This window comes from Vibrio sp. 5S239 (assembly GCF_041439575.1).
GTDB classification, from domain to species: Bacteria; Pseudomonadota; Gammaproteobacteria; order Enterobacterales; family Vibrionaceae; genus Vibrio; species Vibrio kanaloae.
The window spans coordinates 39,488-52,983 of sequence record NZ_JBGOOM010000022.1 but is presented as its reverse complement, the minus strand read 5'-3'; the positions used below and the strand labels follow the sequence as shown (position 1 = coordinate 52,983).

Here is a 13,496-nt window from a genome sequence, read left to right as displayed (position 1 = left end):
GAGATTAATCGACTTGCTTGATCTGCAGCTCTTTTGGCACTTCGAAGAACATGTTCTCTTCACGACCTTGAATCTCTTCAACGTCAGTCGCACCCAACTCACGAATGCGGTCCAAGATTTGGTTTACTAGCTCTTCTGGAGCCGAAGCCCCCGCCGTTACACCAATTTTCTTCTTGCCTTCAACCCATTCTGTTTGAATGTCTTCAGGGCAATCCGTAAGGTAACCGGGTGTGCCTAGCTTCTCAGCCAGCTCTTTCAAACGTGTTGAGTTCGATGAGTTCTTAGAACCAACCACAATCACTACGTCTACATCATTTGCCATATCACGCACTGCGTCTTGACGGTTTTGAGTCGCGTAACAGATGTCGTCTTTACGAGGGCCTTGGATCTGTGGGAACACGCGACGTAGCTCTTCAATCACATCCGCCGTCTCATCAACTGACAAGGTTGTTTGGCTAACGTAATGTAAATTAGTTGGGTCGTTCACTACTAGGTTTTGTACGTCCTCTGGTCTTTCAACCAAATACATTCCACCGGTTTTGCTAGCGTACTGACCCATAGTCCCTTCCACTTCAGGGTGACCTGCGTGACCAATCAGTACCACTTCCATATGTTTGCGACTCGCACGAGCAACTTCCATATGTACTTTAGTGACCAATGGACACGTCGCATCAAATACGGTGAGATCGCGCTCTTTCGCTTCTTTACGAACAGCTTGAGATACACCGTGAGCAGAAAAGATCACGATGTTATCGTCTGGCACTTCACTCAGCTCTTCGACAAAAATAGCACCACGTTGCTTAAGCCCTTCAACAACAAAGCGGTTATGCACCACTTCATGGCGAACATAGATCGGTGGCTGATACATTTCAAGTGCACGCTCTACGATGCTGATCGCACGATCAACACCGGCACAGAAGCCACGAGGGTTAGCTAACATTATTTTCATTTCATTGCTCATCATTTACCGCGGTACTAAGGTTGTTTCTCTAGAGTTCGCCGTCAGCGAGGTTCGCATTCTACAGTGAAGCGCCTAGACAGTGAAGCTCTAGGTTGTGTGTCACAGCTGTAAGGCAGTGCTATTCTAACGTTAAGAGAGTTATTCTACCGTTAAGATATTGACGTCAAACGTAATGTCTTGACCAGCTAACGGGTGATTAAAATCAACCGTTACTGAATCTCCCGCGATATCAGTGATAATCCCTGGGATTTCCATACCGTCAGGACCAGAGAATGCCATGATAGTGCCGACTTCAACATCACTATCACCAGCAAATTTTGTTTTATCCATATGGTGGATATGGTCTGGGTTCGGCATACCAAACGCATCTTGTGCTTTCAGTTCGATAGACTTTTCAGTTCCAGCTTCAAGCCCAAGTAAGCACGCTTCAAAGTTCTCACTTAGGCTACCATCACCCATGACAAACTTTGCTGGTTTACCCATGTTTTCCGTACTATCGGCAACTGAACCATCCTTCATTTTAATCGTAAAATGTAGGGTTACTGCTGAATCGTTTTTAATTGCTGCCACGTTACTTTCCTTAGACTTCTTTATTATTTGGAGGACGCATGGTGCTTTGCTTCCTTGTTGACTGAAGCATAAAAAAAAGCGCCACCGGAATCAACCGACAGCGCTTAGGGCTATTCTATTCTGTGAGTCATAGACTGACTTTAGGGCAATCTATTTCAAGGCTCTTTTACCTAAGGCTTATTCGCCTATTTGCTCTCATCTTTCTTGCGGAAGCCATCGAGGATGATCATCGCTGCACCGATACAGATTCCCATATCCGCTAAGTTGAAGGCAGGCCAATGGTAAGTGCCCCAGTAAAAGTCTAAGTAATCGACAACAAAGCCGTGTACTACTCGGTCAAATACGTTACCAACAGCACCACCAATGATGATGGCGTAAGCAATGTTGTTCCACTTTTCTGTCGCTGGTAGTTTGCTCATCCAGTACGTCAGCATGCCTGTTACTGCAAATGCGATACCGGTAAATAACCAACGTTGCCAACCACTTTGGTCGCTCAAGAAGCTAAATGCTGCACCGTAGTTATGAACATACAAAAAGTTAAAGAACGGCAGCACCTCAATACGATTTGCCCAGCCATAACCCATGTTGTCCATGACGAAAAGTTTGATGCCGATATCTGCAGCGAAAACCAGCAGAGCCAACCATAACCAACGCACACCAGATTGTTTTAACGAAACTTCACTCATTTCTATTCCTAGTATTTACTAAACCAGCACCCATTTCGTCACCCCGTTTAAAGGTAACAAGCACTCGACTTGGTTAAACACATTTCCTATAACTAAAAATAACCCCAGTTGATACTGGGGCTATGATTTTTACAAAAAGTTCAGTCTTTCTCTGAGCTGTTATGCGAACTTACGCACTTCGCCTTCACCGTCAATGTTCGACACACAACGACCACAAACTTTCTCGTGACCTTCGATAGTGCCTACATCTGGAGTGTGGTGCCAACAACGGTCACACTTCTCAGCTTCAGTCGCCGCTACTTCAACGAATAGACCTTCAACGTCTGTCGCTTGAGCTGCATCAGACTTCTCGCTCAGTGGCTTAACAACAGCTGCAGAAGTGATAAGTACGAAACGTAGCTCATCTTCTAGCTTGTTGATCGTAGCCGCGAGTGCGTCGTCAGCGTATAGAGTTACTTCAGCTTGCAGTGCTCCACCGATCGTTTTCTCTTTACGAGCATCTTCAAGAAGCTTGTTCACTGCACCACGAACAGACTGGATTTCAGTCCAGAATTCGTTGCTTAGCTCTTCGCCTTCAGCAAGACCAAATAGACCTTCGAACCACTCGCCTGTGAATACGAACTTGTCACGTTTTTCACCTGTTGGAAGAGTAGCAGGCATTTCGTTCCAGATTTCATCTGCAGTGAACGACATGATAGGTGCCATCCAACGAACTAGAGCTTCTACGATGTAGTAAAGCGCCGTTTGGCAGCTACGTTGAGCATGGCTGCCCTGCTTCGCTGTGTACTGACGATCTTTAATTACATCTAGGTAGAAAGAACCCATTTCGATAGAACAGAACTGCATTAAACGTTGAGTCACACCATGAGTGTTGTACTCGCCGTATGCTTTAACAATCTCTTCTTGTGCAGCTTGAGCACGGCCAACAGCCCAGCGATCAAGTGCAACCATCTCTTCAGCAGGTACTAGGTCCGTTTCAGGGTTGAAACCGTTCAAGTTCGCTAAGAAGAAACGAGCCGTGTTACGAATACGACGGTAAGCATCAGCTGAACGCTTCAGGATTTCATCAGAAACCGCCACTTCACCGGTATAGTCTGTGGAAGCAACCCATAGACGCAGGATATCAGCACCTAGCTTGTTGGTTACATCTTTAGGAGCAACAACATTGCCGATAGATTTAGACATCTTACGTCCTTTACCATCAACCACGAAACCGTGCGTTAGCACTTGCTTGTATGGTGCTTCGTCTTTCATCGCGATAGATGAAATTAGAGAAGACTGGAACCAGCCGCGGTGTTGGTCTGAACCTTCAAGGTAAAGATCAGCACTATGAGTACGCTCTTCGTTCGGGAAGTTGTACTCTTCACGAGAATCAACCACAGAGAAGTGCGTCACACCTGAGTCGAACCATACGTCTAGCGTATCCATTACTTTTTCGTACTTATCAGCGTCTTCTGCGCCCATAAGTTCAGCAGCGTCTACATCCCACCAAGCTTGAATGCCTTTCTCTTCAACGAGCTTCGCTACTTTTTCAATAAGTGCTGGGCTTTCTGGGTGAAGTTCTGCTGTTTCTTTATGAACGAACAGAGCAATTGGCACACCCCAAGTACGTTGACGAGAGATACACCACTCAGGGCGACCTTCAACCATGCCTTCGATACGGCTTTGACCCCATTCAGGCAACCACTCAACACTCTTGATTGACTCTAGTGCTTTAGCACGTAGGCCAGCTTGATCCATAGAGATGAACCATTGTGGTGTTGCACGGAAGATGATTGGAGTTTTGTGTCTCCAACAGTGTGGGTAGCTGTGCTCGTAAGCGTGGTGATGCAGAAGTGCACCTTTCTCTTTTAGAACGTCTAAAACAGAGTCGTTAGCTTTGAATACGTGCTGACCAGCAAATAGCTCAGTATCTGGCAGGTAAACGCCGTTTGAACCAACTGGGTTAGCGATTTCTAGGTTGTACTTCTTACCAACTACGAAATCTTCTTGACCGTGGCCAGGCGCAGTATGAACCACACCAGTACCTGAATCCGTTGTTACGTGATCGCCAAGAACTGCAGGAACAGTAAAGTCGTAGAACGGGTGGTTGAACTGAGAAAGCTCAAGATCAGCACCTGTAGCAAAACCAAGGTTATGGAAATGCTCGATACCAGCACGATCCATTACGTCTTTTGCTAGTTCAGAAGCAACAACGATACGTTGAGCTGGCTGTTCATCATTCGCTTCAACTTGGATAAGCACGTATTCAAGATCATCACGTAGACATACTGCGCGGTTAGCCGGCAGAGTCCAAGGTGTTGTCGTCCAGATAACGATAGAAATTTCGCCTTGACCCGCATGACCTTCCGCTAGAGTAAATTTCTCTAAAAGCGCCGCTTCGTCAGCTGCTGTAAATTTCACATCGATAGATGGAGAAACTTTATCTTTGTATTCAACTTCAGCTTCAGCCAGAGCAGAACCACAGTCAGTACACCAGTGGACTGGTTTGAAACCTTTAAGAAGGTGACCTTTATCTGCGATTTTGCCTAGAGAACGAATGATGTTCGCTTCTGTGCCGAAATCCATAGTGCGGTAAGGTTTGTCCCACTCGCCCATGATACCAAGACGTTTGAAGCTCTCTTTCTGACCTTCAACTTGGCCCGCCGCGTACTTACGACACTCTTCGCGGAATTCAGCAGCCGAAATCTTCTGACCAGGCTTACCTTTCTTCTTCTCAACCATTAGCTCGATTGGAAGACCGTGACAGTCCCAACCTGGGATGTACGGTGCATCAAAACCAGAAAGGGTCTTAGATTTAATAATAATGTCTTTAAGAATCTTATTCAGCGCGTGACCAATGTGAATGTCGCCGTTCGCGTATGGAGGGCCATCATGCAATACGAAAGATTTTTTACCTTTCTTTGCCTTACGGATTTCGCCGTAAAGATCTTCTTTATACCAACGCTTAAGCATTTCTGGCTCACGATTTGCCAGATTGCCACGCATTGGGAACCCTGTTTCTGGTAAGTTCAGGGTAGTTTTATAATCACTCATCGATTCTTAATTCCGTTATATTGGGCGAAGTTAGACATTATGTTAACCGGTGGAATCATCCGATTAATTCTTTAGCTGAAGCAGCCACACCCTTGCGGCTTCAGCATCCAATTCTATTTGATTCTTTAATGCGTCGAACGATTCAAATTTTATCTCGTCGCGCAGTTTGTGTAAAAGTCGTACTTCTAACTGTTTACCATATAAATTGGCTTTAAAGTCAAAAAAGTGCACTTCTAATTGCTGCCTTACGCCATTAACCGTTGGTCGTTGTCCAATGTTAGCCACGCCACCGACAGGAACACCGTCAATATCCAAAGCTTCAACAACATAGACTCCCGAAACAGGAGAAACGCAACGCTTTAATGGAATGTTAGCGGTAGGAAAACCTATGGTTCTCCCTAATTTTCGACCATGAGAAACACGACCACTAATACTGTAATCACGCCCTAACATGGTTGCACTTGCAGCCAAGTCATCAGCCGCTAATGCATTTCGTATCTCGGTGCTGCTTACTCGTAATTGGTTTAAGCAATAGCTCTGTGTGCTTACCACCTCAAAACCATATTTTTCGCCAGCTTCTTTAAGCATAGTGAAATTACCCGTACGGCCTTTGCCAAAACAAAAATCGTCACCAACCACCAAAAACTTAACACCAAGCTTATCAACCAGAAGATCTTTAATGAATGCTTCCGCAGATAAACTTGCAAAATACTGGTTAAAATTAACACACAGTAAACGACTGATATCTAGCTTACTCAGTTGCACGTATTTATCTCGCAAGCGAGTTAAACGTGCTGGCGCTCTATCTCGGGCAAACAGCTCCATAGGCTGTGGTTCAAACGTCATGACAACAGAAGGGAGCCCTAATACTGCCGCTTGTTTAGAAACCTGACTTAGAACCTCTTGATGTCCTAAATGAACACCATCGAAGTTACCTATGGTTAATACACAGCCACGATGCTGCGCTTTTATATTGTGTATACCTCGGATCAGTTCCATTATGATCAACTAAAACCTGCTATTTGCATCATTTATTGTGTGAAACCGACGGATTATATACTAATCAGTATTAATCTGTCGCTGCTTTTAAATGTTTTACTCGGACACCTAAAATCAATACAGAAACAATATAAACAAAGCCACCAAGTCCAATCAAGCCTGTTAATGCCATCGCTCTCTGACTGAATCCCCATTCAAGCCACTTTTGCATACTATCCAACTGCCACAAAATAGCCGCTACCATCACCACACCAGAGATAATCAATTTGGCACTGAACAATAAGGTTGTCTTCGTTAATTGATATACACCCGCAAGATGTAATCCACGATATAACAAGGCCATATTCACAAAAGCAGATAAGGCTGTCGCAATCGCTAAACCAACATAACCATAGAAATAAGCAAAGATCGCGTTAAACACCATGTTGGTCACCATAGCGATAATGCCGTACTTAACCGGCGTTTTGGTATCTTGGCGAGAGTAATAGCCAGGGGCTAACACTTTAATCAACATGAAGTTAAGCAAACCTGACGCGTAAGCGACCAATGACATCGACGCCTGCTGCACATCGTGTGGAGAAAACTCACCACGCATGAAGAGCACCATCAGCATAGGTTTAGCCAAAACAATCAGGCCTAACATCGCCGGAATGCCGAGAAGCAAAACCATGCGTACGCCCCAGTCCATCGTATGTGCGAATCCTTCACCTTGAGCGTCTACATGTTTACGGGATAAAGCGGGCAGAATCACAGTCGCAATCGCGATACCGAATAAACCTAGTGGAAATTCAAGTAGTCGGTCTGAGTAGTACAACCAACTGATAGAGCCCGTCGCAAGGAAACTTGCAATGAAGGTATCAAACAGTAAGTTAATTTGGCTAACAGACACGCCAAACAACGCAGGGATCATTAATGTGCGGATCTTAACCACCCCCGGATCTCTCCATCCCCACTTAGGCTTAACCAACACACCCGCTTTGATTAAGAATGGCATTTGGAAAAGGAACTGAACGAGACCTCCAAGAAACACACCAATTGCCAAGCCAATTTCAGGTTGCTCTAGGTTAGGGGAAATAAACCATGCAGCACCAATGATCATTACGTTCAAGAACACAGGCGTAAAAGAAGAGACAGCAAACTTACCTAAGGTATTGAGGATCGCACCAGACAAAGCCACAAAGGTGATAAACCATAAATAAGGAAAGGTAATTTTTAGTATAAAGCTCGCCAACTCAAATTTTGGTGCCGCAGGGCCGTCGTTAAGCCAGTCGATAAACCAACCTGCGCCAAACATCGCGGTGATGACTCCAGACCCCAGAACCCCGGCAATCGTTACGATCGAGACTAATACTCCGAGCGTACCCGAAACTTTAGCGATTAAATCTCGAGTTTTATCTTTATCACCAGCAGCGTGATATTCCGTTAATACAGGAACAAACGCTTGAGAAAATGCACCTTCTGCAAAAAGTCGACGTAAGAAATTAGGAATTTTATTAGCGAAGAAAAATACATCGGCACTTGCTCCTGCCCCCATCAAATTTGCTACTACTACATCACGTACTAGCCCCAACACACGGGAAACAAAAGTCATTGCACTGACAATCAGGCCTGACTTTAATAGTCGTTTACTCACAGAAACCTCTGACACTAGTTGATTACTTTTAAGCGGGGGGATAAATACTATCCAGTCCTAAGAAGCATAATTATTAGCATTGGTATAAAAATGCTGTTAGAATCCCCGCCATCTTAACCGCGATGACCTTTCTATACCAAAGTTTGTTTGGCTACGACTGGTTTTTGCACAAATCATTTGACAATTAAGCGCTAATGAGGGATAGTCCTCGCCCTTAAATTGTCACCGAACTAAGTTTTTGGGAGTTAGACCCTTGGCAAACAGTAAATCTGCTAAGAAGCGCGCTATCCAAGCTGAGAAACGTCGCCAGCACAATGCTAGCCGTCGTTCTATGATGCGCACTTACATGAAAAAGACTATCGCAGCTATCACAGCTGGTGATAAAGAAGCTGCAACTGCTGCTCTTGTAGAAGTTACACCACTTCTTGACCGTATGGCGACTAAAGGCCTTATTCATAAGAATAAAGCTGCACGTCATAAGTCTCGTTTCGCGGCTGCAATCAAAGCTCTTTAATAGAAATTTGATTACAACGCAAAACGAAAAAAACCGGCCTAGGCCGGTTTTTTTATATCTAAATTTTGAGTAACGCTTTGATTTAGTTTCTTGCTGAACGTTATTTTTTCTTATTGACAGCTATGGGCTTATTGAAAAATAGTTTGTTTACTAAAAATTATTTCGTTTCCCGATAGACAAATAAGCAAATAGATAAACGGCTAACAGATCAATAAAAGAGAGTGGATTTATAAAAGATCACAGATAGGCATAAACGTTCGACGTGAAATACTGACACTTCCTTGTGTCGACCTTATTCCTGATAAGAAATCACCTTCCTCACCAACAATAAGCTACTTGCAATATAGGCCATGCAGTAGGTTAATCATTGCTTTAATTTCTTCACTGCTCAATGTGTAATACACGGTTTGAGCTTCTTTGCGAGTTTCGACTAAACCATCTCTTCTCAACCAAGCAAGATGTTGAGATAAAGCCGATTGGCTCAGTTCCAACTTACCACACAACTCTCCAACCGACAGCTCAGTACCATGCAATAGGCACAAGATCTGTAAACGACGTTCGTTGGCCATGGCTTTGAGTAGAATCACAGCTTTTGCTGAGTTCTTCTCCATCTCTTTTAAGTTCATAGTTTGGCTCCCTACCACCTCTACGCCAACTACGGGCTATCAGTATTTCCGGTACATTGAGTGATCATAATAATCGATATCAATTCATTAACAAACTACCTCACTCGAACAATTTGCTAAAATCTGCGTCACATACGTTTTTTACTGCTGGATGTTGGATCATCCTCTCAGCGAATATGACATAGTACTCCTCTTTTAACTCTTCAATGTCACCCAGCAACTGCAGCGATGTGTCTTGCTCAACCTCAGACATATAGAGTGTGGGAGCTAAGAAAATAGCATCATGGTGATAACGAGCAAAAGCTTTCATCAATGCTGCATCATCAAACTCCCCCAAGATATCAGGTTTAAGTCCTTGCCTATCGAACCATTGCAGCACTTTACGACCCATTGAGGTACGGCTACCTGGGATCAACAATTTTCTTTGCTCTAATACAGCGGGGAAACTTACCTCTTTAACATTACCTGAACAGAAAAAACTCAGACTGCTTTCGCCCAACTTCTTGCTGAACAAGCCAGGGCTTTGGCTAGAGTCAACCGGACAATCAGACAAGATCATATCCAGCTTATGCTGAGAGAGCTGTTCAAGCAGCATTTCGTGGGTAGATTCAAAACAACGTAAGTGAATACTGTTGTCTGACGGAATTGTCGACATCAATATCTTGCTGACTAATCTTTTAGATAGCGCATCCGCGACACCTACATCAAACAAAATATTTGAGTGCTGGCTATAATTCACAATATCGAGCATTTCATAACTCAGACCAAACATACGATCGGCATATTTAAAGACCAGTTGACCAAGCTCAGTAGGCTCAACGCTGCGCCCATTACGCTTAGTCAGCTTGCCATCCATACGTTCTTCTAACGCTTTAATTTGACCAGTTACTGTTTGTGGCGTTAAAAATAGAGCTTCCGCCGCTTTAGTAACAGAGCCTTGCTTGCAGACCATCCAGAAATAGTAGACATGGTTATAGTTGAGGTGCGACATAAATGTGCCGTAATAGAGAGTAGATACCTTGTTATATCAAATATCCCCTTCCCACTCAATAAACTCGGAAAAACCTAAAGAAACACCAGTAAATATTTGTTTTTCCGAATAGTAAGGTTGAACAATGTAATATGAAAATGATTATTTTCCATTTTCCTTACCTGTCAAAAAACATATCCCCCATCATCAAAAACTAAAAAAACAACTAATAAACAAAGACTTAAATAAACGTTTTTTATAGGGGAAATATTTAAATAGTAAATTGACGCAAAAAAGCCTCACCGAAATCAAAATGTAATATTACTGACATATTTAATCTCTAACATCTCGCTCAGATTAAACAAACAGACCACACTCAGACTTAAACGGTCCAATGGAGAAAACATTATGAACCAAGCTACTACTGCAGCAGCGCCTATTTCGAGTACCACTCGTTGGCTACGCTGGGCTAACTTGGCATTCATGCTTTACCTACTATTACTTTCAGTTTCAATGGTTGGTACAGGCTTCAAATGGGCAACAGGCGAGCAAGCAAAGGTTCTTTTTGAATTTGCTTCACACCCAGTTGCAGGCTTAATGATTGGTTTAGTGGCAACAGCACTTATTCAGTCATCAAGTACCGTTACTTCAATTATTGTTGGCCTTGTAGCAGGTGGTTTGCCTGTTGAGCTAGCCATCCCAATGATCATGGGTGCAAACATTGGTACTACGGTAACCAATACGCTAGTGAGCCTTGGTCATGTTCGTTGTAAAGATGAGTTCAAAAGAGCATTCGCAAGCGCGACCATTCACGACTTCTTTAACCTATTAGCCGTTGCTATCTTCCTACCACTAGAGATGGCATTTGGTATTCTAGAGAAAATTTCTCACTGGTTAGTATCTCCAATGCTAGCAACAGGTGATATGAGCATGAAGGGTCTTAACTTCATAAAGCCAATCACTAAACCTGTAGTAAGCGCGATTAAAGAGCCACTATCAACATTTGGCGACACCGTTGGCGGCATCATGCTTATCGTTCTTGGTATCGCGACTATCTTCGTAGCGATCACAGTAATGGGTAAGCTAATGAAGAGCCTAATGGTTGGCCGAGCTCGTGAGATTCTAAAGAACGCAATCGGTCGTGGTCCACTTCACGGTATCGCTTCTGGCTCTATCGTTACTATCCTTGTTCAGTCTTCTTCAACGACGACAAGCTTGATGGTTCCGCTCGTAGGCTCAGGTGTTCTTAAAGTGCGTGACGTTTACCCATTCACTCTGGGCGCAAATATCGGTACCTGTATTACCGCTCTACTTGCAGCAACAGCAGTATCTGGTGAGTTCGCTGTATTTGCACTACAGATTGCTCTAGTACACTTGGTATTCAACATCATGGCAACGGTATTCATCTTCGGCATTCCGTTCCTACGTGAAATACCCGTTAAAGCAGCAGACATAATTTCAGACATGGCTGTGAAGAACAAAGCTGTAGTCGCGGGTTACCTTGTTGCAGTATTTCTTGTACTGCCTGGTACCGTGTTAGCTCTTACTGCTTAAACACCATTCCATCGCTTACAGTAAACCCCGCCACCTACTAGGTTGCGGGGTTTTTCTTTTTAGAAGCCGGAGTAACGAAAGACATCTCTTTAGATAGGAAAAGCACCACACCTACATGAATAAACTATCCGTATATCGTATATCGTATATCGTTACCGAACCATAGATACAAAAAAGGCTGCACAGAGGCAGCCTTTCAATCAAACAAAGCGGATGATATTAAACCGAGAATGGGTACTTAATCGCTTCGTGGCATTCGTAACCTTCAACCCAGAAGTCATCCATCGTTACCCACGTTTCCAAATCTTCTAAAGACTTAATCTCAGGGTTGATATGGAATGTTGGGCCAGCCAACGGCTCACGCTTTAACTGGATATCACGCATTGGTGCGAGTTGATCTTCGTAAATATGAGCATTCACAAGCTTATGGTAAGCCACGCCAGCTTTCTTACCCGTGATTTGCGCCATGATAGCTAGGAAGACATACACTTGAACCATGTTGAAGTTCAGGCCTAGCGGTACATCACAAGAGCGCTGAGTGCTGTTTAGGTACAGAGTATCACCAAGTAGAGAGAAGTGATGGCTGTACATACACGGACGCAAACAACCCATGTGGAACTCACCTGGGTTGTAGAAGTTTAAGATCTCGCCACGGTCATCAATACCGTTTGTTAGATCATCAACAATCTTCTTCAGTTGGTCGATATGACCGCCGTCAGGTTTTGCCCATGCACGTCCTTGAACGCCATAAACACGGCCCATGTCATCTTCCCCCTTGCGGTAAGGGTTATTCAGCCATGCTTCGTTCAGGTTCGAGTTTGCATCCCAGGTTTTAGTCCCTAGCTTGCGGAAGTCTTCAGCATTATCGTAACCACGGATATAGCCAAGCAGTTCAGCAACTGCCGCTTTCCAGAAACTTTTACGCGTTGTTACCAGTGGGAATTGGTTATTACCAACATCATATTCAAGGTCAGCATTGATCACAGTTAGGCAGCGCTTGCCCGTGCGTTCATTTTCAATCCAAGTACCGTCATCAACGATACGCTGACAGAGATCTAAATACTGTTTCACACCAATTCCTTACTTCGTTTGTTGTGGTAATTCATCTTTGTAGTAACCACGCTTGTATGCCCACACCATCATCAGCACACCGATGACAACCATTGGCAGTGACAAAATTTGTCCCATAGATATAAATCCACCGAACAAACCTAGGTGAGCATCAGGTTCACGTACGTATTCTACTAAGAAGCGGAATGTACCATATCCAGCTAGGAATAACCCTGATACCGACCCAAGAGGGCGCGGTTTTTTGATAAACCAGTTCAAGATGAAGAACAGCAAAACACCTTCAAGCGCCATCTCGTAAAGTTGAGATGGGTGACGAGGAAGTGGACCACCGTTAGGGAACACAATCGCCCATGGCACATCAGTCACACGGCCCCAAAGCTCGCTGTTCATGAAGTTGCCTAAACGACCCATACCTAAACCAAACGGAACCAATGGTGCAATCATGTCAGCTACACCAAAGAAGGTTCGACCGTTCTTTTTGGCATACCAAAACATCGCAGTAATAACACCAAGCAAGCCACCGTGGAAAGACATACCACCGGTCCATACTTTAAAGAGGTAAAGAGGGTCTGCAAGGAAAAGGTCAAAGTTATAGAAAAGTACGTAGCCAATACGACCACCAAGCACAACACCTAGAAAGCCAGCAAACAGCAAATCTGATACTTGCTCTCGAGTCCACCCACTATTAGGTTGATCAGCTCGGCGATTTGCTAGCCAAAGAGCAAACATAAAACCGACCAGGTACATTAAGCCATACCAGCGAACAGAAATTGGTCCTAGTTCAATAAGAACAGGATCGATATTTGGGAATTCGATAAAACCCTGAGACATATTTGGCTCTCTATCTAAATTGAATAACGGTCAGCTCAACAGCTA

12 protein-coding genes are annotated in these 13,496 nt (G+C 44.0%); 2 read left to right on the top strand and 10 right to left on the bottom strand.

Going from position 1 to position 13,496, the window contains the following annotated elements:
* Window positions 1-4: 4 nt before the first annotated feature.
* The 6 genes from ispH to murJ all read right to left on the bottom strand — a co-directional run bounded on the left by ispH (window position 5) and on the right by murJ (window position 7,885).
* Window positions 5-961 (bottom strand): 4-hydroxy-3-methylbut-2-enyl diphosphate reductase, encoded by a 957-nt coding sequence (gene ispH / locus ACED48_RS15810; RefSeq protein ID WP_029626952.1) that lies wholly within the window; start codon window positions 959-961, stop codon window positions 5-7.
* A gap of 138 nt (window positions 962-1,099) precedes the next feature.
* Window positions 1,100-1,531, bottom strand: a complete 432-nt coding sequence (gene fkpB, locus ACED48_RS15805) for an FKBP-type peptidyl-prolyl cis-trans isomerase (RefSeq protein ID WP_017056131.1) — start codon at window positions 1,529-1,531, stop codon at window positions 1,100-1,102.
* A gap of 185 nt (window positions 1,532-1,716) precedes the next feature.
* On the bottom strand, window positions 1,717-2,217 hold the full coding sequence (lspA, locus tag ACED48_RS15800) for a signal peptidase II (protein WP_017056130.1): 501 nt from the start codon (window positions 2,215-2,217) through the stop codon (window positions 1,717-1,719).
* 159 nt (window positions 2,218-2,376) lie between these two features.
* Window positions 2,377-5,253, bottom strand: a complete 2,877-nt coding sequence (ileS, locus tag ACED48_RS15795) for an isoleucine--tRNA ligase (RefSeq protein WP_017056129.1) — start codon at window positions 5,251-5,253, stop codon at window positions 2,377-2,379.
* A gap of 63 nt (window positions 5,254-5,316) precedes the next feature.
* The gene (ribF, locus tag ACED48_RS15790) at window positions 5,317-6,252 is read right to left on the bottom strand and encodes a bifunctional riboflavin kinase/FAD synthetase (protein ID WP_017056128.1); all 936 of its coding nucleotides are present in this window, start codon (window positions 6,250-6,252) and stop codon (window positions 5,317-5,319) included.
* Between the two features lie 70 nt (window positions 6,253-6,322).
* The gene (murJ, locus tag ACED48_RS15785) at window positions 6,323-7,885 is read right to left on the bottom strand and encodes a murein biosynthesis integral membrane protein MurJ (protein ID WP_032547897.1); all 1,563 of its coding nucleotides are present in this window, start codon (window positions 7,883-7,885) and stop codon (window positions 6,323-6,325) included.
* A gap of 253 nt (window positions 7,886-8,138) precedes the next feature.
* On the opposite strand from murJ, the gene rpsT reads away from it, so the two are divergent.
* Entirely contained in the window at window positions 8,139-8,399 is a 261-nt protein-coding gene (rpsT, locus tag ACED48_RS15780) for a 30S ribosomal protein S20 (protein WP_017056126.1), read from the top strand.
* Window positions 8,400-8,731: 332 nt separating this feature from the next.
* Here rpsT and ACED48_RS15775 read toward each other — a convergent pair whose 3' ends face one another.
* Window positions 8,732-9,025, bottom strand: a complete 294-nt coding sequence (locus ACED48_RS15775; RefSeq protein ID WP_017056125.1) for a metalloregulator ArsR/SmtB family transcription factor — start codon at window positions 9,023-9,025, stop codon at window positions 8,732-8,734.
* Between the two features lie 100 nt (window positions 9,026-9,125).
* Window positions 9,126-10,016, bottom strand: coding sequence for a transcriptional activator NhaR (nhaR, locus tag ACED48_RS15770; protein ID WP_017056124.1), 891 nt, complete (start codon window positions 10,014-10,016; stop codon window positions 9,126-9,128).
* A gap of 387 nt (window positions 10,017-10,403) precedes the next feature.
* Between nhaR and ACED48_RS15765 the strand changes: the two genes are divergently transcribed.
* Window positions 10,404-11,549 carry a Na/Pi symporter gene (locus ACED48_RS15765; protein ID WP_017056123.1) on the top strand — a complete coding sequence of 382 codons (1,146 nt, stop codon included), beginning with the start codon at window positions 10,404-10,406 and terminating at the stop codon, window positions 11,547-11,549.
* Window positions 11,550-11,768: 219 nt separating this feature from the next.
* On the opposite strand, the gene ACED48_RS15760 is transcribed toward ACED48_RS15765, so the two are convergent.
* Both ACED48_RS15760 and lgt read right to left on the bottom strand, forming a co-directional pair.
* Window positions 11,769-12,620 (bottom strand): thymidylate synthase, encoded by an 852-nt coding sequence (locus ACED48_RS15760; RefSeq protein WP_017056122.1) that lies wholly within the window; start codon window positions 12,618-12,620, stop codon window positions 11,769-11,771.
* 9 nt (window positions 12,621-12,629) lie between these two features.
* The gene (lgt, locus tag ACED48_RS15755; protein ID WP_017056121.1) at window positions 12,630-13,451 is read right to left on the bottom strand and encodes a prolipoprotein diacylglyceryl transferase; all 822 of its coding nucleotides are present in this window, start codon (window positions 13,449-13,451) and stop codon (window positions 12,630-12,632) included.
* Window positions 13,452-13,496: the final 45 nt, after the last annotated feature.

Coding starts and splice junctions, on each gene's coding strand:
- ispH (WP_029626952.1), bottom strand. CDS start 961: ATGAGCAATGAAATGAAAATAATGTTAGCTAACCCTCGTGGCTTCTGT.
- lspA (WP_017056130.1), bottom strand. CDS start 2,217: ATGAGTGAAGTTTCGTTAAAACAATCTGGTGTGCGTTGGTTATGGTTG.
- ileS (WP_017056129.1), bottom strand. CDS start 5,253: ATGAGTGATTATAAAACTACCCTGAACTTACCAGAAACAGGGTTCCCA.
- ribF (WP_017056128.1), bottom strand. CDS start 6,252: ATGGAACTGATCCGAGGTATACACAATATAAAAGCGCAGCATCGTGGC.
- ACED48_RS15775 (WP_017056125.1), bottom strand. CDS start 9,025: ATGAACTTAAAAGAGATGGAGAAGAACTCAGCAAAAGCTGTGATTCTA.
- nhaR (WP_017056124.1), bottom strand. CDS start 10,016: ATGTCGCACCTCAACTATAACCATGTCTACTATTTCTGGATGGTCTGC.
- ACED48_RS15765 (WP_017056123.1), top strand. CDS start 10,404: ATGAACCAAGCTACTACTGCAGCAGCGCCTATTTCGAGTACCACTCGT.
- lgt (WP_017056121.1), bottom strand. CDS start 13,451: ATGTCTCAGGGTTTTATCGAATTCCCAAATATCGATCCTGTTCTTATT.